This is a genomic window from Stenotrophomonas acidaminiphila, from assembly GCA_002951995.1.
Lineage (GTDB): Bacteria > Pseudomonadota > Gammaproteobacteria > Xanthomonadales > Xanthomonadaceae > Stenotrophomonas > Stenotrophomonas acidaminiphila_A.
In genome coordinates, this window is sequence record CP019797.1 from 2,910,948 (window position 1) to 2,930,034 (window position 19,087).

The following is a 19,087-nucleotide window of genomic DNA, read 5'->3' on the forward strand; positions in this document are numbered from 1 at the left end:
TCCTCGGGGCGGTGGGAAGGCCGTCCATGGCCGGGTGACGCTCCATCGGGGGAGGGAAGCAGCGGTTGGCGCCGCTCACCAGGCCAGCGACAGGCTGGCCGATACGGTGCGACCGGGGTTGCTGAAGCGGTCGCTCACGCGGCTGGAAGCGGCCAGGGTGCCGGCCAGGCTGGACCATTCGATGTAGCGGCGGTCGGCCAGGTTGAACACGCCGACCTGGGCGGTGGCGCCCGGCGCGAAGCGCCAGTGCGCCATCAGGTCGAGCACGCCGTAGCCGGCGGGACGGAACGCCTCGGCGCTGGCGACCCGGCCCTTGCGGCGGGCGAAGCTGCCGGCCAGCTCCATGCCCCAGTCGTCGCGGTCGTAGGCCAGCCCGAGGCTGCCGCGCAGCGGGTCCACCGTGTCCAGCGGCACGCCTTCGCTGAGGTTGCGCCCGCGCGACCAGGCCGCCGCGCCGCGCAGCGACCAGCCGGCCAGCCGCGCATCCAACGCGCCCAGCTCCAGCCCCGCCTTCAGTTCGGCGCCATGGATGCGCGCGTCGGCGATGTTCTGCGACTGGAACACCATCAGCCCCTGCGCGTTGGTGCCGACGTAGCGCTGCGATTCAATGAAGTCGCGGTAGTCGTTGTGGTAGCCGCCGAGGCTGGCCCACAGCGCCGGCCCCACGTAGCGCACGCCCAGTTCCAGGCCATGGCTGGTTTCCGGTTTCAGGTCCGGGTTGGGAATGGCGGTGTAACCGAACATGACGTTGGTGAAGCCCAGGTTGACGTCGTTGTACGGCGGCGAGCGGAAGCCGCGCGCGTAGCCGGCGAACAGCGACCAGCGCGGGTCCAGGCGCCAGACCATGCCCAGCTTCGGCGACACGCTGGTCTTGCGCAGCGACGCCAGCGCCACGCCGGGGTTGTCGCCGCTGAAGATCGCGTCGGCCTGCGGCTCGAGCCGGTAGTGGTCCACGCGCACGCCGGGCACCAGCGACAGGCGGCCGCCTGCCAGCCGCACCTCGTCCTGCAGGTACAGGCCCAGCTCGGTGGTGCGGGTGACCGGGAAGTCGCGCACCGGGAACGCGTCGGGCAGGATCGTGCTGCTGGTGCTGCCATTGGCCAGCACCTGGTAGCCGTCGCGCTTCTGCCGGATCCGGCTCCAGGTGCCGTCCAGGCCCCAGGTCAGCGCATGTTCGGCCGCGCCGGTGACCAGGCGTTTGTCGAACTGCGCCTGCGCGCCATGCACCCGCTCGTCGAAGTCGAACACGCGGTGGCGGCGGCTGCGGTTGGCGCGGTCTTCGTCGGTGACCTGGGTGGTCTCGCTGTCCTGGCGGTACAGCTGCCAGCGCAGGCTGTCGGCAAAGGCCGCGTCCAGCGCGTCCATTTCATGCGCGAGCGACACCCGCGCGCGGGTCTGCCTGTCGTGCGCCTTCATGCCGGTGGTGGTGACGTGGTCGATGGCCGACAGCACGTCGGTGTCGGTGACGTCCTCGTTGCCCTCCACGGTCAGGCGCAGGCGCTGGCCGTCATCGGGCGCATAGACCAGCTTGGACAGCACGCTGCGGCCGTCGCGCTGCTGCGGATTGGGTGCGGTGCGGGTGTTGTCGGCGCTGCGCACCCGGCCCTTGTTGCCGGTTTCCTGGCCCTGGCGGTGGTTGACGTTGACCATGCCGCTCCAGCGCGCGCCGCCGAAGGCGGTGGTCACCCCGCCGAGCAGGCCCTGCCAGTCGCCGTCGTAGCCCAGCTTCAGGCCGACGTAGGTGTCCTTGCCGTCGCCCAGGTAATCGGCCGGGTCCTTGGTGACGAAGGCGACCACGCCACCCAGCGCGTCGGAGCCGTACAGCGAACTGGCCGGGCCGCGCACGATTTCCACCCGCTTGAGCGTTTCCAGGTCGGTGAAGTCGCGGTTGGCGCTGGCGAAGCTGCCGATGGCGAAGCTGCGCGGCATGGCGATGCCGTCGGTCTGGATCAGCACGCGGTTGCCGTCCAGCCCGCGGATGCGGAAGCCGCCCAGGCCGAAGCGGGCCACGCTGCGGGTCACCGAGATGCCCGGTTCGTAGCGGACCAGGTCGGCGATGTCGTGGACGAGCTGCCGGTCCAGTTGTTCGCGTTCGATCACGTCGACCGTGGCGGCGACGTCGGCGACCGCGCGGCCGGTGCGGGTGGCGGTGACCTGGACGCGTTCCAGGTCGTGGGCATCGGCCGGCGCGGCTGTGGCCGGGTCGGCATGGGCGGGAAACAGCGTCGCCCACAGGGCGGCGCTCAAGGCGGCGGGACGGATCATGGGTACCTTGAATCGAACGGTTGACCCGCGGCGCAGCGGCCGGCCGCCCTGGCGGCCCGGCCGTGGCCGAGGGGGAGAGAAGATGCGATTCAGGCGGGCATGACGCGCAGCGGCGCGCCGGCTGGCGGCGAATGCGGCCGGAGTTACTTGGTGAGGATCAGCTTGTCGTTGCTGGTATGGCGCAGGCGGTAAACGCGGTCGCCATGGCGGATCAGGATCTCGCGCTGGCCCTTCAGCAGCGCGCCGCTGTCGATCGCGTCATCGACGGCCAGCGCTCGCGGGGCGGGGCGCTGCGGCAGGTGCAGGGTACGGGGACGGAGCAGGACAGGTTGGGCGAACATCGCGGCGGTTCCGTGGCGGGGACGGAATTGATGATAATGATTCTCATCCGCGATGCAAGAGGGGCGCGCCTTCCGCGCCCGGCCGCATTTCTCCCACGCCGGGCAGACGCCACGGCCCGCCCGGCGCGCGTCGCCCGGGTCAAGCGAAGGCGGCTTCCACCCTGCTCCACGCGTCGTCGCCGACACGCTCGAGCAGCTCCAGCGCGCGCAGGTTCTCCTCCAGCTGCGACACCCGGCTGGCGCCCAGGATCACGCTGGACACGCGCGGGTTGCGCAGGCACCAGGCGATGGCCAGCTGCGCCGGCGATTCGCCCAGCTCCGCGGCCACCGCGGTGAAGCGCCGCACCTTGTCCAGCCGCGCATCGGCCGGTTCGCCCAGCACCGCCGACTGCAGCCAGCCCAGCGACGGCTGCGCCAGCCGCGAACCGGCGGCGATGCCGTCGTTGTACTTGCCGGTCAGCAGGCCCGAGGCCAGCGGCGACCAGATGGTGGTGCCGAGCCCGGCGTCGGCGTACAGCGGCGCGTACTCCTGTTCCACCCGGGCGCGGTGCAGCAGGTTGTACTGCGGCTGTTCCATGGTCGGCGCGTGCAGGCCGTTGCCGCGGGCGAACGCCACCGCCTCGGCGATTTGCGCCGCCGACCACTCCGAGGTGCCCCAGTACAGCACCTTGCCCTGGCGGATCAGCACGTCCATCGCCTGCACCGTCTCGGCGATCGGCGCCTCCGGGTCGGGGCGGTGGCAGTAGTACAGGTCCAGGTAGTCCACCCGCAGCCGCTTGAGCGCGGCATGGCAGGCATCGTGCACGTGCTTGCGCGACAGCCCGCGCTGCAGCGGGTTGGGCGCCTCGACCGCGCCGAAGAACACCTTGCTGGACACGCAGTAGCCGTCGCGCGGCAGGCGCAGGTCGGCGATCACGTCGCCCATCACCTGCTCGGCGCGGCCCTGCGCGTAAACCTCGGCGTTGTCGAAGAAGTTGACCCCGTTGTCCCAGGCCGCGGCGATCAGGTTGCGGGCCTCGCCCCGGGCGATCTGGCTGCCGAAGGTGACCCAGGCCCCGAAGGACAGGGCGGAAAGCTGCAGGCCGGACGACCCGAGGCGGCGGTATTGCATGGCTGGCTCCTGGAACGCGGTGCGCGCCGGCGGCGCGGACAGCCGCCAGTGTAACCCCCGCCACCGTACCGATAGCGCCCCGGACCTTGCCGATGCCGGCCTGATCGCCGCCGTTGCCCCCGGCAGGCGTCGGGATTGTTGCCCGCCACTGGCCGCTGCTCTAGGCTTGCCGCTTTTGCGGGCTCGCCCGGGGAATACTCATGGTCGAAGGTTTGGGCAGGATCGGCTTCGGCCTGTTCGGTCTGGCGGTGCTGATCGGCATCACCTGGCTGTTTTCCAACAACAAGAAGGCAGTGGACTGGAAGCTGGTCGCCACCGGCATCAGCCTGCAGATCGCCTTCGCCGCGCTGGTGCTGCTGGTACCGGGCGGGCGCGACGTGTTCGACTGGCTGGGCCAGGGCTTCGTCAAGATCCTCAGCTACGTCAACGAAGGCTCCAGCTTCATTTTCGGCAGCCTGATGGACGTGCCCAAGTACGGCTTCATCTTCGCCTTCCAGGTGCTGCCGACCATCATTTTCTTCTCGGCGCTGATGGGCGTGCTCTACCACGTCGGGGTGATGCAGGCGGTGGTCAAGGTCATGGCCTGGGCGATCACCAAGGTGATGCGGGTGTCCGGCGCGGAAACCACCAGCGTCTGCGCCAGCGTGTTCATCGGCCAGACCGAGGCGCCGCTGACCGTGCGCCCCTACATCCCCAAGATGACCCAGTCCGAGCTGATCACGATGATGATCGGCGGCATGGCGCACATCGCCGGTGGCGTGCTGGCGGCCTACGTGGGCATGCTCGGCGGCGGCGACCCGGTGGCACAGGCGTTCTACGCCAAGCACCTGCTGGCGGCCTCGATCATGGCCGCGCCGGCCACGCTGGTGATCGCCAAGCTGCTGGTGCCCGAGACCGGCACCCCACTGACCCGCGGCACGGTGAAGATGGAAGTGGAGAAGACCTCGTCCAACATCATCGACGCCGCTGCCGCCGGCGCCGGCGACGGCCTCAAGCTGGCGCTGAACATCGGCGCCATGCTGCTGGCCTTCATCGCCCTGATCGCGCTGCTCAACGCGCCGCTGACCTGGCTGGGCGAAGTGACCGGGCTGGCCCAGGCCATCGGCAAGCCGACCAACCTGGCCACCATCTTCGGCTACGTGCTGGCGCCGATCGCATGGGTGATCGGCACGCCGTGGGCCGATGCCACCACCGTGGGTTCGCTGATCGGCCAGAAGGTGGTGATCAACGAATTCGTGGCCTACCTGCAGCTGTCGGAGATCATCAAGGGCAATGTCGCCGGGGTCACCCTCAGCGACGAAGGCCGCCTGATCGCCACCTACGCGCTGTGCGGCTTCGCCAACTTCAGTTCGATCGCCATCCAGATCGGCGGCATCGGCGGGCTGGCCCCGGACCGTCGCCACGACCTGGCCAAGTTCGGCCTGCGCGCGGTGCTGGGCGGCACCATCGCCACGCTGATGACGGCCACCATCGCCGGCGTGCTCAGCCACTTCGGCTGAGCACGCGCGCTCCCCCTTCGGCTCCCCCAAAGCCACCTGAAGAGAAATTGATTCCATGAAGTCTGTTGTTGTTGCCGGTTCCTTCAATGTCGACCACGTCTGGCGCTGCGATGCCCTGCCCGCGCCGGGGGCGACCATTGCCGGGCGCTACAGCACCGGTCCCGGCGGCAAGGGCTTCAACCAGGCGGTGGCCGCGCGCCGTGCCGGCGCCGGCATCACCTTCGTCTGCGCGCTGGGCGATGACGCCGGTGGCGCGCTGGCCCGGCAGCTGGCCGCGGCCGACGGCATCGTGCTGGCCGCCGAGGCCAGCGGCGAACCCACCGGCACCGCCGGCATCTACGTGGACAGCCGCGGCCGCAATTCGATCGTCATCGGCCCCGGCGCCAATGCCTCGCTGAGCACCGGCTTCATGGCCGCCAACGCCGGGCTGATCGGCGCTGCCGGGGTGCTGCTGGCGCAGCTGGAGTCGCCGGTGGAGTCGATCGAGGCGGCGCTGGCCATCGCCCGCGAGGCCGGCGTGCTGACCGTGCTCAACGCCGCCCCGGCCAACGCGCCGTCGAGCATCGGCCTGCTCAAGCTGGCCGACGTGCTGACCCCGAACGAAACCGAGTTCGCCGCCCTGCTCGGCCGCCATGTCGGCGAGCGGGTGGAGGCCGACGACGTGGCGGCGCTGGATGGCGCCAGCCTGCACGCGCTGTGCCGCAAGCTGTCCGGCAACACCGTGGTGGTCACCCTCGGCGCGGTCGGCGTGTTCGTCTCGCATGACGAGGAGCGCCTGCGCGGCGACAGCCAGCCCTACTACCGGGTGGCTGCCGAGCCGGCGCAGGTGGTCGATACCACCGGTGCCGGCGACGCCTTCAACGGCGCCCTGGCGGCCTCGCTGGCACAGGCCCCGGACGCGGCCTTCATCAAGCACGTGCGCTTCGCCAACCAGTACGCCGCCCGCTCCACCGAGAGCGAAGGCGCCGCCGCGGCGATGCCGCGGATGACCCCGGCCGACGCCGCCTGAGCCCGCGCACCGCCGCTGCGCTGGCCGCCCGCGGCGGCACGGCGGGGGCGGGGCACCGCCACCGGCAAACCGGATGAGCGCTGAAGTCACGCCCGCGCGACGGGCCGGCGCCGGCATCGGCGCCGCGCCGGGCACTACAATGCGCCGCATGCAGATCGGCCCCTACACCATCGCACCCAACGTGGTGCTCGCGCCCATGGCCGGCGTCACCGACAAACCGTTCCGGCAGCTGTGCAAGCGGCTCGGCGCGGGCCTGGCCGCCTCGGAGATGACCATCTCCGACCCGCGATTCTGGAATACCCGCAAGTCCATCCACCGCATGGACCATGCCGGCGAGCCGGCACCGATCAGCGTGCAGATCGCCGGCACCGAGCCGCGGCAGCTGGCCGAGGCGGCGCGCTACAACGTCGACCACGGCGCGCAGATCATCGACATCAACATGGGCTGCCCGGCCAAGAAGGTGTGCAATGCCTGGGCCGGCTCGGCGCTGATGCGCGACGAGGCGCTGGTGGCGCGCATCCTGGAGGCGGTGGTGGGTGCGGTGGACGTGCCGGTCACGCTGAAGATCCGCACCGGCTGGTGCGCGCAGGTGCGCAACGCGCCGGCCATCGCCCGCATCGCCCAGGACAGCGGCATCGCCGCGCTGGCGGTGCACGGCCGCACCCGCGACCAGCACTACACCGGCACCGCCGAGTACGACACCATCGCCGCGATCAAGGCCATGCTGGACATCCCGGTGCTGGCCAACGGCGACGTCGATTCCCCGCGCAAGGCCGCGCAGGTGCTGGCGCATACCGGCGCCGACGCGGTGATGGTCGGCCGCGCCGCGCAGGGCCGGCCGTGGATCTTCCGCGAGATCGCCCACTACCTGGCCACCGGCGAGGAGTTGCCGCCGCCGTCGCTGGAAGAGGTGCGCGACATCCTGCTCGGGCACCTGACCGACCTGCACGCGTTCTACGGCGAACCGCAGGGCGTGCGCATCGCCCGCAAGCACCTGGGCTGGTACGCGAAGGACCGGCCCGAACACACCGATGAACAGCGCGCGGCGTTCCGCGCCGTGGTCAACACCGCCGAGAGCGCCGACGCGCAGCTGCGGCTGACCCGCGACTACTTCGACGGGCTGATCGCCGCGCAGCCGCTGGCCGCGGCCTGACGGGCGATCCCCGTAGATGCGGGGCTTGCCCCGCATGCAACCAATCCCGCGGATGCGGTGGCTGGCCGCGCATGCAACCAATCCCGTAGATGCGGGGCTTGCCCCGCATGTGGCGTTCCCGGGAGCCTGCGTGCGGGGCAAGCCCCGCACCTACGGCCTCGATCCGCAACGGAGACCCTCGATCCCTGGCCTGTGCCCGGCACGGCCGCCAACCCGCGGGGCCGCGTTCCGGCAGGCCAAGCCGGAACGGAGCGCGGCCACCGGGCACAACAGAAAGGCCCGCCAGCAGAGCCGGCGGGCCTGGATCGGCGCGGGGGAGGAGCACGCCGGAAGGCTCAGGCGAAGACCTTGAAGCGGGCCTCGTCCTCCATGTAGCTCTTCTCGCCGATGGCGGCTTCGTGGGAGCCGAACGGCATCTGCGCGCGCAGCTGCCAGTTGCCGGCAATGCCCCATTCGCGGTGCACGGCCTCGTCCACCACCGGGTTGTAATGCTGCAGGCTGGCGCCGATGCCGGCCTCGGCCAGCGCCGTCCACACCGCGAACTGGGCGATGCCGTTGGCGTGTTCGGCCCACACCGGGAAGTTGTCGGCGTACAGCGGGAACTGGTCCTGCAGGCCGCGGGTCACGTCCACGTCATTGAAGAACAGCACGGTGCCGGCGCCGGCGGCGAAGCTGTCCAGCTTGCCCTCGGTGGCGGCGAACGCGGCGGCCGGCACGATCGGGCGCAGCGCGTCCTTGACCAGCTCCCAGAACTTCACGCTCTGCGCCCCGTGCAGGATCAGCGCGCGGGTCGGCTGCGAATTGAAGGCCGACGGCGCCTCGCGCACGGCGTGCTTGATCAGGTCGGTGACCTGGTCCTGGCCGATGGGCAGGGTGCGGCCGAGCGCGTACTGGGAACGGCGCTGCTTGTACAGGGCGATGGCTTGGCTGTTCATGGTGACTCCGGAAGGAAGGAAAGCCGGCAAGGCGGCCATTCGTGGAATGGGCGCCAGTGTAATTGCCAACAAATTCAGAACAAACACTATAAAAATCACAATTTGTTCTAAATTTGAAAATAAAGCCCTTTTCCGGAATCTCCCGCCTAGCCGCCCGTCACCTCCGCCGCCGGCATCACGCCCTCATCGTTCCATATACGGTGCCAGACCTGCGCCAGCCGCTGCTCCAGCACCGCGCGCCCACCGGCATCGCGATACACGGGCCGCAGCTGCCGCGGCGGGATCGCCTCCCAGCGCCCGCCCTGCCCGCGGGCCACGGCGAAGCTGAAGTTGTAGTCCGGCTCCAGGCCCATGCGCAGGTCGCTGAGCACCAGTTCGCCATCGCGCACCTGCGCGCGCATGAAACCGCGGTTGAACCAGTGCAGCCGCGCCACCGCCGGGATCGACTGCGCCTGGCGCAGCGCCTGCACATTGGACGGGTAACCGCTGAAGCGCATGGGCCCGTGGTCGGCCCACAGCGAGCGGTCGCCGACCACGTAGCCCTGCGGGGTCATCGCCACCACCCGCCACAGCAGCGTGTTGAACGGCATCGGTACCGAGAACCGCGGCGCGCCGGCCAGCCCCATCGCCGCCAGCGCGCGGTCGGCATCGCGCTCGACCAGATGCTTGGCCAGCAGCGACCAGCCCAGGTACCCGCAGCTGAGCACCAGCCCGGCGACCAGCGCGCGCTGCGCCAGCGGCCGCGCCCGCGCGAACCACGCCACCACGCAGGCCAGCGCCAGCCACACGGTATACAGCGGGTCGATGATGAACACGCTCGACCACATCGTCGGGTGCGGCATCAGCGGCCACCACAGCTGCGTGCCGTAGACGGTGAACGCGTCCAGCAGCGGATGGGTGACCAGCGCCAGCACCATCGCCCACCACCAGCGCGCGGGCGCCTGCGCCACCCGGCCATGGCCGAAGCGCCGGTACAGCCACCAGATCAGCGTGCCCAGCAGCGGCAGCACGAACAGCGAATGGCTGAAACTGCGGTGCACCGTCATCAGGCTCACCGGGTCGCGGGTGAAGGCGATGATCAGCAGCCCGTCGAGATCGGGCAGCGTGCCCAGCGCGGCACCGGCGAGCAGCGCCGCGCGGCGGTGGCCGGCCGGGGCGATGGCGGCGGCGATGGCGCCGCCGAGGACGATCTGGCTGAGGGAATCCATCGCCGCATTATGCCGGGCCCTGCCGTGGATGCAGGGCTTGCCCTGCAGGGCGCATCCGCGGCCGCCCCCGGTGCCGGGCGGGCCCGGCAGCTACCCCGGACGGTGGCGTGGCGGCCGCGCGCGCAGCCGCCACGCCGCCAGCGCAGCGTACAGCAGCGCCAGCAACAGCAGGTTGAGCAGTTCGCCGCCGACCTCGGGCACCCGCGCGCCCATCTGCTGGGTGCGCACGATGGCGTTGATGCCCGCGGTAGTCGGCAACAGCTTGGCCAGCGCCACCAGTGCCGCTGGCGACGCCACCGCCGGCCACGACAGGTTGGACAGGAAGAACAGCGGGATCGAAACCCCGGTGACGTACTGGAAGGCGCGCTCGCGGGTACTGAAGAAGCTGCCGACGAACAGACCGAACGCCACCGACGCCAGCGCGAACAGCAGCACCGCCAGCAACAGGCCGGGCACGTTGCCGCCACGCGGGTAGTCCTGCACCCAGGCGTTGAAGCCGGCGTAGTAGAGCAGCCCGGCCACCGCCACCAGGGTGAAGGCCGCGGCCATGCCCAGCAGCGCCGGCGCCGCCACCTGCAGGCGCTGCCCCGACTGCGCGCGACGGGTACCCAGCAGCACGCCGATGCCCAGCAGCAGGGTCTGGTGCACGATCAGCTCGGCCACGCCCGGCACCACGCTGCTGCCGTAGCCCTCGCGGGTGTTGTACAGCGGCCGCTGCACCAGTTCGAGCGGTGCCGCCAGCGGCGGCCCCATGAAGCCGGCCTGGCGCACCGCCTGGTCGCGGCCGAAGGCGCCGATGCCCTCGGCCAGCCCGCCCAGGATGGCGCTGGCGCGGCCCAGGTAGGCGCCATTGCCCAGCAACACCAGCTGGCCGCTGCCACCGCGCAGGATGTCGCGCTCCAGCCGCGCCGGGATCAGCACGATGCCGTCGACCTGGCCGGCTTCCAGCTGCGCGCGCGCCTGCGCCAGGTCGCGCGGCTGGGTCGCCACCCGCACCGCGCGCAGCGCGTCGACATGCCGGACCAGCGCGCGGCTGGTGGCGCTGCGGTCGGCGTCGACCACCGCCAGCGGCAGGTCGCTGGCGACCTGGTGACGGTAGGCCGCCGGGTAGAAGAACGAATACAACAGCACCGCGCCGATCATCACCGTGCGCGCGGCCGAGTCGGCGAACACCGCCTGCAGCGTCGCGCGGAAGCTGGCGGCGACCCGGCTCATGCCGGCACCGGCACCGGCGGCGCGGCGCGGCGCGCGGCCCGGGCCAGCAGCAGCGCACCACCGGCACCGGCCACCGCCGCCATCAGCGCCAGCACGCCCAGCGGACGCAGCGACACCGTCCACGGCGAGCCCATGAACAGCTGCTGCATCTGCAGCTGGACATACGCGGTGAGCGGCAGCAGCGCATTCCACACGCGGGTGAACAGCGGCGCCGCCACCACCGGGAAGGTGGCGCCGGAGAACGCCAGCGCGGTGCCGATGCTCAGCCCGACCAGCGACAGCCCGGTGCACATGTCGCGGGTGAGGGCGATGAACAGCAGCGCGAAGCAGCAGCACGCCAGGTAGAACAGCGGCTGGGCCAGCAACAGCAGCCACACGCTGCCGGCCACGCCGTCGCCACGCACGTAGGCCACGTACAGCACGCCGAAAGCGCCGTACAGCGAGAACACCGCCACGTAGGGCAGCAGCTTGCCGGCGATGGCGGCCCAAGGCCGCCGCCCCAGCCAGGTGGCCAGCAGGCCGTCGCGGCGCTCGCGGCCGAAGGCGCCGCCGGCCGCCAGTGCCGCGAGCAGCGACAGCACCGCCGGGAAGATCAGCGGCAGCAGGAACAGTTCGTAGCTGCGCGCCGGGTTGTACAGCACCGTGGCCTGCACCGTCACCGGCGCGGCGCGCAGGCGCGCCGGCCCGGCCTGCAGGCCGATCCGTTCCTTCAGCATGCGCGCGTTGTACGCGGCCACCGCGTCGGCGATGTCGCGCGCGGCCGATTGCCCGGTGGCCAGGTAGGTGGCGTTGTAGAACGCGTAGACCGGTGCCGGTTCGCCGCGCAGCGCGCGCCGGCTCATGTCGGCCGGCAGCAGCACGATGGCGAACACCTCCAGCGCGCGCAGCTGCGCCTGTGCCTGTTGCAGTGACGCCGGCTGGGCGACCAGCGCCACCCCGGGGCTGGCATCGATGGCGCGCGCCAGCGCGCGGCTGTCGGCGCTGCCGTCCAGGTCCACCAGCGCCACCGGCAGCTGGCGCAGCACCGCGCCGGAGAACAGCGCCATCATCAGCAGCATGAGCAGCAGCGGCACCAGCGTGACCAGTGCCAGTTCCCAGCGGTCCTCGCGCCAGTGGCGCAGTTCGCGCCGCAGCGACGCGGCGAACGCGGCGCCGCTGCCCGGCGTCAGCCCTGCGGCCATGCGAACAGCACGCTCATGCCCGGGCGGAACCCGTCGACCGGCTGCCGTGGACGCACCCGCACCTCGAAGCTGCGCACGTCGTAGCCGGATGACTGCCGGGTGCTGCGCCAGGTGGCGTAGTCGCCGGCCGGGCTGATGAAATAGACCTCGAACGCGGCGCTGCGCCCGCCCAGGGCCGGGATCGTGCCGTGCAGCACCGCCCCCGGCCTGAGCCCGTGCAGCTGGTCCTCGCGCAGGGTCAGCGCCACCCACATGTGGTCGATGTCGACCAGGGTGAACACCGGGTAGCCGGCCGGCACCAGTTCGCCGATGTCGGCCATGCGCTTGCTCACCTCGCCGGCCAGCGGCGCGTGGCCGCGGGTTTCCTGGCGCGCGGCGTCGACTTCGGCCTTGGCGCCTTCGGCCTGCCGCACCTGCGCCAGCGCGGCGGCCTTGTCCTGGCGGCGCGCGCCGGCCAGTGCCTGGTCGTACTGCGCCCGCGCCGCCCGCGCCAGCTCCTCCGCGCTGCGTGCCTGCGCCTGCGCCTCGTCGCGCTTCTGCCGGGTGACCACGCCCTCGTTGAACAGGGTGTCCAGCCGCCGGAACGTGGCCGTGGCCAGTTCGGCACCGGCCCGGGCACGCTGCCAGTTGGCCTCGGCGGCACGGATGTCCTCGCTGCGCGCGCCCTCCTCGGCCTTGTCCGCCATCGCCTGTGCGGCCGCGACCACCGCCGCGGCCTGGCGCTCTTTGGCCGCGACTTCCGGGCTGTCCAGCTCGAACAGCAGCTGCCCGGCCGCGACCCGCTGGCCCTCGCGCACGTGCAGCGCGTGCAGCCGCGCGGTCACCTTGGCGGCGACGTTGACGCTGTCGGCGTCGGCCATGCCCTGCACCTGGTCGGCCGGGGTACGCAGGCCAAGCCACAGCCCCAGCGCCACCAGCGCCAGCAACAACACGCCGGCGATGGCAAAAACGCGGCGCCGCCGCGGTCCCGTGTCGTGTCCCGCCGTCTGGCTCATTCCAGCACCTTGTCCGCCCGCCGGCGGTAGTCGTCGAACCGTTGCATCTGCCCGCTCACTTCCAGCAGCTGCGCCAGCGCCACATCGAACTGGTAGGCCGCCTGCGCCCGCTCCACCCGCGCCGCGCCCAGCGCCAGGCGCGCGTCGATCACGTCCAGCGAGGTCGCCTGCCCTTCGCGGAAGGACAGCTCCTGCAGGCGCAGGTTCTCCTCGGCCTGGGCGATGCTGCTGTCCAGCAGCCGGAACTGGCTGCGCGCGGTGTCCAGTTCGTTCCAGGCCTTGCCCACGCCCAGCCGCACCTGGTTCTCCGCCTCGCCCAGCCCGGCGCGCGCCTGTTCCAGCTGCGCGCGCGCGGCGCTGACCTGCAGCGGCCGCGCGCTCGGCGACAGGAAGGTGTAGCGCAGGCCGATGCCGAACGCCCAGTCGGCATCGGTGAGCAGGGCGTCGCGGCGGTGCAGGTCGTACTGGCCGAACAGGTAGACCTGTGGCTTGAGTCTGGCCTGCTGCACGCGCACGCCCTGTTCGGCCTGCTGGCCCAGCGCGCGCAGGCGCTCGAGCTGCGGATGGCGCTGCAGCGCGCTGCGCTCGAACGCCTCGCGGGGCTCCAGCGGCGCGTCGATCACGAACAGCGGCGAAGTGGTGCCGACGTTGCCGCCGCTGCGCAGCAGCGTGGCCAGCGCCTGCTGCAGGGTGGCCAGGTCGTTGCGCGCCTTCTGGTACTCACGCTCGGCCTTGTCGCGGGCGACGCTGGCCTGCAGGCGCTGGGCGCGGCTGGCGAAGCCTTCGCGTTCGAGCTTGAGCGCGTCGTCCAGGTGCCGCTGCAGGCCATCGCGGACCTCGCGCCGTACCTGCACCGCGCGTTCGGCCAGCTGCTGGCCGAAATAGGCCTGCACCAGCTGCAGCGCCAGTGACTGGCGCTGCGCCTCGCGCTCGGCCTCGGCCTGGGCGGTGGCTGCCTGCGCCGCCTGCTGCGCCGCCGGGATCAGCCCACCGCTGTACAGCGGCACGCTGGCGGTGACGATCGGGCGGGTGCGCCAGTCGCGCTCGGCGAAACGCAGCGGCGATTCGATGCCGAACGCCTCGGCCACCGGTGCCAGCGAACCCAGTGGCAGCTCCAGCGATTTCTGGAACTGCATGCGGCGTATGTCGCCGGTGATTTCCGGCAGCCGCAGGTAGCGGGTGGCGTCCTGCAGGTCCTGCTTGCCGCGCACCCCGGCGTCGGCCGCGGCCAGCGCGTCGGAGACCTGTTCCAGGCGCGCGCGCGCCTGTTCGAAGCTCAACGCCGGCGGCGCGTCGACGCTGGCGGCAGCGGTGCCGGTGGCGGCCAGCAGAAGCCAGGCCGCGAACAACACCGCCCTTGCCCGGGTCGTCGACTGCGTGTGTGCCACCGCGGATGCTCCTTTCCCCAGCCCGCGGCGAGCATAGCGCCGCCACCGTGAGGACGCAGCATGCAGGCCAGCTCAGGCGGCCCGCGCCTGTGGCGCGCGTGGCGGCAGCCACGCCAGGCTGCGCCCGGCAGGGTCGAGCAGGCGCAGGCTGCCGTCGTGATCCTCGGCCAGGGCGGTGAGGCTTTCGACCCAGTCGCCGTCGTTGGCATAGACCAGGCCATCGCGCTCGACCAGCGCGGCCCGGTGGATGTGGCCGCAGACGATGCCGTCCAGGCCACGGCGGCGCGCGTCGTCCAGCCCGGCCTGCACGAAACGCTCGATGTAGCGCTCGGCCGCGGCGCTGCGCCGCTTGAGGAACTCGGCCAGCGACCAGTAGCGCAGTCCGACCCGCTGGCGCAGCGCGTTGAGCAGGCGGTTGCCGGTGAGGATGCGGTAGTAGAGCCAGTCGCCCACGCCGTACTGCAGATGGCTGAGAACCAGACGCCAGCCGCCTTGGGTCGAGGGGGCGACCGCATCGCCGGCATCGGGCGATGCGATGGGGGAAGTCGCCGCACGCGCCGCGCGCGTCGGCATCGGCAGATGCCAGCGCGTCGCGCCGTCGTAGTCGTCGCCGTGCACCACCAGCAGGCGGCGGCCATCGGCGGTGACGTGGATGGCACGCCGCCGCACCTGCATCGCCGGCAGCATCAGCCCGCAGGTCCGGCGCAGCGGGGCGTCGTGGTTGCCGGGGATGTAGATGATCGCGGTGCCGGCGCGGCGCAGCCCGTGCAGCGCCTCGACCACGGCGTTGTGCGCCGCGTTCCAGCTGGCGCGCCGCTGCGCCAGCCACCACAGGTCGACGATGTCGCCGACCAGGTACAGGCGTTCGCAGCGCAGCGTGGACAGGAACCGCGCCAGCTCGGCCGCATGGCAATGGCGCGCGCCCAGGTGGGTGTCGGAGATGAACACCGCGCGCCGGTGCGGCAGCAGCGGGGTCGGCGCGCTCATGCCGGCACCCCGGCGTCGCGCAGGTAACGCCGGCGCTTGTGCGGGCGGATCGCCTGCAGGTCCACTTCGATCAGGCCGTCGATGGAATCGCTGAAGTCCGGGTCCACGCCGAACGCCAGGAAGCGCGCGCCGCCCGGCTCGCACAGATCGGTGTACTGGCGGTAGAGCGTGGGCACGCTGGTGCCCAGCGCAGCCAGGTTGGCCTTGAGCACCTCGAACGCGGCATCGGCATCCATGTCGCCGAAGCACGGCGGCGCGGCGAAGTACTGGAACGGCCGGGTCGACTCGACCAGGCCATGGCCGCCGCCGTAGTAGCGCTGGTAGTACGCGACCAGCTGTTCGCGCGCCTCGCGCGGCAACGCCGCGCTGATCGATACCGCGCCGAACAGGTAGCGCACGCCCGGCTGGCTGCGCAGGTAGGCGCCGATGCCCTGCCACAGGTAATCCAGGCTGCGGCTGCCCCAGTAGTCGGGCACCACGAAGCTGCGGCCCAGCTCCATGCCCTCGGCGATGCGCGGGATGGCATCGTCGGCATAGCGGAACAGCGCCGCGGTATAGAGCCCGGCCAGGCCGCTGCGCGCCAGCGCCTGGGCGCCGCGCATGATGCGGTAGGCGCCGGCGATGCGCTGCTGCGCCGCATCCCAGACCACGATGTGCTGGTACAGCAGGTCGAAGTCGTCCAGGTCGCGGCTGCGCCCGGTGCCCTCCCCGACCCGGCGGAAGGTCAGCTCGCGCAACCGCCCCAGTTCCAGCAGCAGCGGCGAGCCGGCGGCGCAGCGTGCCAGCCGGATCTGCTTGCCGTCGCCGGTCTGGCCGAGCAGGTCGGCGGCCTCGATCTCCGCCGCGACCCGCTCGGCGGCGATCGCCGCGGCCAGCGGTTCGGGCCCGTCGACGGCAGCGCCCGCCGGCGCGTCGTCGGCACCGAGCGCATACAGCGCGCGCCGTACCGCCTGCAGCTGCAGCGCCGGGTCCAGCGCGGGGTCCAGGTGCAGGGCCTGCCCCACCCTCAGCCGCAGCGGGCGCCCGCGGCGGGCGAACATCTCGCGCGCCAGCAGCGCGGTGCCGGCCGGCTTGAACAGCGCCGAGGCGCCGTAGAACAACGCCGAGTTGCGCGCCTGCACCCGCACCGGCAGCACCGGCGTGCCGGTGGCGTTGGCGAAGCGCACGAAGCCGCGGTTCCAGCGGCCGTCGCGGATGCCACGCAGCGACAGCCGCGACACTTCGCCGGCCGGGAACACGATCACGCACTGCTCGGCCGCCAGCGCCTGCTCCACCGCGCGCAGGCTGTCACGGCGCGCGCGGCCGCCGAGGATCCGTACCGACAGCAGCAGCTCGCGCAGCGGCTCCAGGTCGGCCAGCAGGTCGTTGGCGATGATGCGCACGTCGCGCCGCACCTGGCCCACCGCGTCCAGCAGCGCCAGCGCGTCGAGCGCGCCGGAGGGGTGGTTGGCGACCACCAGCAGCCGCCCGCGGGCGGGGATCCGTTCCAGCGCGCCACGGTCCAGCTGGTAGCGGCTGCCCAGGAAGTCCAGCGCGGCCTGGACAAAGGCGAAGCCGCGGCGCTCGCCGTTGTGGCGCAGGAACGCCTGCACCTGGTCCAGCCGCGACCAGCGCCCCACGCTGCGCAGCAGCGGCCGCGCCAAGTGCCCGCGCGGGCCATGGAACCACTCGGGATAGCGCTGCTGCAGGCGTTGCTCGATCTGGTGCATGGCGGTGGTCCGACGGCCCGGTTGGCCGGCAGCCTGCGCCCGCCAGGCGGCAGCGCGGTTGCGGTTTTGCGGCAGTTCGGTGACGCCCGGCCGCGGGCGGCGGGCTGGGTGAACCGGTTTATTAACCGGATGGCAACAACCGGCCCTGCACTATTCCCGGGGTGCCCCGGCCGTGTATCATGCGCGGCTATCTTTTCATCCGCATACAGGGATACAAGCTCATGTCCAGCTATCTCTTCACTTCCGAGTCGGTCTCCGAAGGCCATCCGGACAAGATCGCCGACCAGATTTCCGATGCGGTGCTGGACGCGATCCTGACCCAGGACAAGCGCGCCCGCGTCGCCTGCGAAACCCTGGTCAAGACCGGTGCGGCGATCGTCGCCGGCGAGGTCACCACCTCGGCCTGGGTCGACATCGAAGAGCTGACCCGCAACGTCATCAACGCGATCGGCTACGACAACTCCAACGTCGGCTTCGACGGCCACACCTGCGCCATCATCAACATGCTGGGCAAGCAGTCGCCGGACATCGCCGCCGGCGTCGACGGCACCGACAAGAAGGCCAAGAAGCCGGAAGAACAGGGCGCGGGCGACCAGGGCCTGATGTTCGGCTACGCCTGCAACGAAGCCCCGGAATTCATGCCGGCGCCGATCTACTACTCGCACCGCCTGGTCGAGCAGCAGGCCAAGGTCCGCAAGAAGAAGAACTCGCCGCTGCCGTGGCTGCGCCCGGACGCCAAGAGCCAGGTCACCCTGCGCTACGGCCAGGATGGCAAGATCGAGGGCGTGGACGCGGTGGTGCTGTCGACCCAGCATGACCCGGGCGTGAAGCAGAAGGACCTGATCGAGGCCGTGCGCGAGCACATCCTCAAGCCGGTCCTGCCGAAGGCGTGGCTGGACGCGCTGCCGAAGAACAAGGTGCACATCAACCCGACCGGCATCTTCGTGATCGGCGGCCCGGTGGGCGACTGCGGCCTGACCGGCCGCAAGATCATCGTCGACACCTACGGCGGCATGGCCCGCCACGGTGGCGGCGCGTTCTCCGGCAAGGATCCGTCCAAGGTCGACCGCTCGGCCGCCTACGCCGCCCGCTACGTGGCCAAGAACGTGGTCGCCGCCGGCCTGGCCGACAAGTGCGAAGTGCAGGTCTCCTACGCCATCGGCGTGGCCGAGCCGACCTCGATCTCGGTCACCACCTTCGGCACCGGCAAGATCGCCGACGCGCAGATCGAGAAGCTGATCCGCGCGCACTTCGACCTGCGCCCGTACGGCATCATCAAGATGCTCGATCTGATCCACCCGATGTACCAGCAGACCGCCGCCTACGGCCACTTCGGCCGCAAGCCGAAGGAATTCTCGTACGTCGACGGCGACGGCAAGACCCAGAACGCCACCGCGTTCTCCTGGGAGAAGACCGACCGCGCCGAAGCGCTGCGCAAGGCCGCCAAGCTCAAGTAAGCCCGGCCCGGCAAGCGTTGACCGGAAAGGCCGCCCGCAGGGGCGGCCTTTCCGTTTGCGGGCAGCGGCCGGGGGTGCATCCGGCCACCGCGCCGGGTTAGCCTGCGGCTCCCCCTTCGCGCCAATGCCCATGTCCGAGCCCACGTCCCACCAGTTGTCGATGACCGTGCTGATGACCCCGGACATGGCCAATTTCTCCGGCAAGGTGCATGGCGGCGCGGTACTGCGCCTGCTCGACCAGGTGGCCTACGCCTGCGCCAGCCGCTACGCCGGCAATTACGTGGTCACCCTGTCGGTGGACCAGGTGATGTTCCGCCAGCCGATCGCGGTGGGCGAGCTGGTCACCTTCCTCGCGTCGGTGAACTACACCGGCACCTCATCGATGGAAGTGGGCATCAAGGTGGTGGCCGAGGACATCCGCCAGGGCAGCGTGCGCCACGCCAACAGCTGCTTTTTCACCATGGTCGCGGTGGACGACGACGGCAGGCCCACGCCGGTGCCGCCGCTGCAGCCGGCGACCGGCGACGAAAAGCGCCGCTATGCCGCCGCGCAGATCCGCCGCCAGCTGCGCCAGGACATGGAGCAGCGCCACCGCGAGCTGCTCGGCAGCAGCGCCACCACGCCGGCACCGTAG

Annotated in this window: 16 protein-coding genes; 5 read left to right on the forward strand and 11 right to left on the reverse strand. The window is 71.5% G+C overall.

All coding sequences use genetic code 11. The features are described 5' to 3' along the window. Window positions 1–75 precede the first annotated feature (75 nt). The 3 genes from B1L07_13040 to B1L07_13050 form a co-directional block, all read right to left on the reverse strand. On the reverse strand, window positions 76–2,265 hold the full coding sequence (locus B1L07_13040; GenBank protein AUZ55852.1) for a sugar transporter: 2,190 nt from the start codon (window positions 2,263–2,265) through the stop codon (window positions 76–78). Between the two features lie 143 nt (window positions 2,266–2,408). Further along, window positions 2,409–2,606, reverse strand: a complete 198-nt coding sequence (locus tag B1L07_13045) for a hemin transporter HemP (GenBank protein ID AUZ55853.1) — start codon at window positions 2,604–2,606, stop codon at window positions 2,409–2,411. A 139-nt stretch (window positions 2,607–2,745) separates the two neighbouring features. Next, window positions 2,746–3,717 (reverse strand): alcohol dehydrogenase, encoded by a 972-nt coding sequence (locus B1L07_13050; GenBank protein AUZ55854.1) that lies wholly within the window; start codon window positions 3,715–3,717, stop codon window positions 2,746–2,748. A gap of 200 nt (window positions 3,718–3,917) precedes the next feature. Here B1L07_13050 and B1L07_13055 point away from each other — a divergent pair, with 200 nt between their 5' ends. The 3 genes from B1L07_13055 (at window position 3,918) to B1L07_13065 (ending at window position 7,378) form a co-directional block, all read left to right on the forward strand. Next, window positions 3,918–5,216 (forward strand): Na+ dependent nucleoside transporter domain-containing protein, encoded by a 1,299-nt coding sequence (locus B1L07_13055; protein AUZ55855.1) that lies wholly within the window; start codon window positions 3,918–3,920, stop codon window positions 5,214–5,216. A gap of 55 nt (window positions 5,217–5,271) precedes the next feature. Next, complete coding sequence (locus B1L07_13060) at window positions 5,272–6,225, forward strand: ribokinase (GenBank protein ID AUZ55856.1); 954 nt, start codon at window positions 5,272–5,274, stop codon at window positions 6,223–6,225. Window positions 6,226–6,373: 148 nt separating this feature from the next. Further along, on the forward strand, window positions 6,374–7,378 hold the full coding sequence (locus tag B1L07_13065; protein AUZ56602.1) for a tRNA dihydrouridine synthase DusB: 1,005 nt from the start codon (window positions 6,374–6,376) through the stop codon (window positions 7,376–7,378). A gap of 335 nt (window positions 7,379–7,713) precedes the next feature. On the opposite strand, the gene B1L07_13070 is transcribed toward B1L07_13065, so the two are convergent. The 8 genes from B1L07_13070 to B1L07_13105 form a co-directional block, all read right to left on the reverse strand. Then, window positions 7,714–8,313: a nitroreductase gene (locus B1L07_13070; GenBank protein AUZ55857.1), complete on the reverse strand. Its 600-nt coding sequence runs from the start codon at window positions 8,311–8,313 to the stop codon at window positions 7,714–7,716. A gap of 146 nt (window positions 8,314–8,459) precedes the next feature. Then, the gene (locus B1L07_13075; protein ID AUZ55858.1) at window positions 8,460–9,521 is read right to left on the reverse strand and encodes a hypothetical protein; all 1,062 of its coding nucleotides are present in this window, start codon (window positions 9,519–9,521) and stop codon (window positions 8,460–8,462) included. A gap of 90 nt (window positions 9,522–9,611) precedes the next feature. Next, window positions 9,612–10,736 (reverse strand): hypothetical protein, encoded by a 1,125-nt coding sequence (locus B1L07_13080; GenBank protein AUZ55859.1) that lies wholly within the window; start codon window positions 10,734–10,736, stop codon window positions 9,612–9,614. Beyond that, the gene (locus tag B1L07_13085) at window positions 10,733–11,917 is read right to left on the reverse strand and encodes an ABC transporter permease (protein AUZ55860.1); all 1,185 of its coding nucleotides are present in this window, start codon (window positions 11,915–11,917) and stop codon (window positions 10,733–10,735) included. Before B1L07_13085 ends, B1L07_13080 begins: the two co-directional genes overlap by 4 nt. After that, window positions 11,902–12,912: a hemolysin secretion protein D gene (locus tag B1L07_13090; GenBank protein ID AUZ55861.1), complete on the reverse strand. Its 1,011-nt coding sequence runs from the start codon at window positions 12,910–12,912 to the stop codon at window positions 11,902–11,904. The genes B1L07_13085 and B1L07_13090 overlap by 16 nt, the downstream gene beginning before the upstream one ends. Further along, entirely contained in the window at window positions 12,909–14,264 is a 1,356-nt protein-coding gene (locus B1L07_13095; protein ID AUZ55862.1) for a transporter, read from the reverse strand. Before B1L07_13095 ends, B1L07_13090 begins: the two co-directional genes overlap by 4 nt. Window positions 14,265–14,372: 108 nt before the next feature. Beyond that, window positions 14,373–15,287 carry a UDP-2,3-diacylglucosamine hydrolase gene (locus B1L07_13100; GenBank protein ID AUZ55863.1) on the reverse strand — a complete coding sequence of 305 codons (915 nt, stop codon included), beginning with the start codon at window positions 15,285–15,287 and terminating at the stop codon, window positions 14,373–14,375. After that, the gene (locus B1L07_13105; protein ID AUZ55864.1) at window positions 15,284–16,996 is read right to left on the reverse strand and encodes a GNAT family N-acetyltransferase; all 1,713 of its coding nucleotides are present in this window, start codon (window positions 16,994–16,996) and stop codon (window positions 15,284–15,286) included. The genes B1L07_13100 and B1L07_13105 overlap by 4 nt, the downstream gene beginning before the upstream one ends. A 221-nt stretch (window positions 16,997–17,217) precedes the next feature. Between B1L07_13105 and B1L07_13110 the strand changes: the two genes are divergently transcribed. Together B1L07_13110 and B1L07_13115 are read left to right on the forward strand one after the other, a co-directional pair. Next, window positions 17,218–18,453: a methionine adenosyltransferase gene (locus B1L07_13110; GenBank protein ID AUZ56603.1), complete on the forward strand. Its 1,236-nt coding sequence runs from the start codon at window positions 17,218–17,220 to the stop codon at window positions 18,451–18,453. A gap of 130 nt (window positions 18,454–18,583) precedes the next feature. After that, on the forward strand, window positions 18,584–19,087 hold the full coding sequence (locus B1L07_13115; GenBank protein ID AUZ55865.1) for an acyl-CoA thioesterase: 504 nt from the start codon (window positions 18,584–18,586) through the stop codon (window positions 19,085–19,087).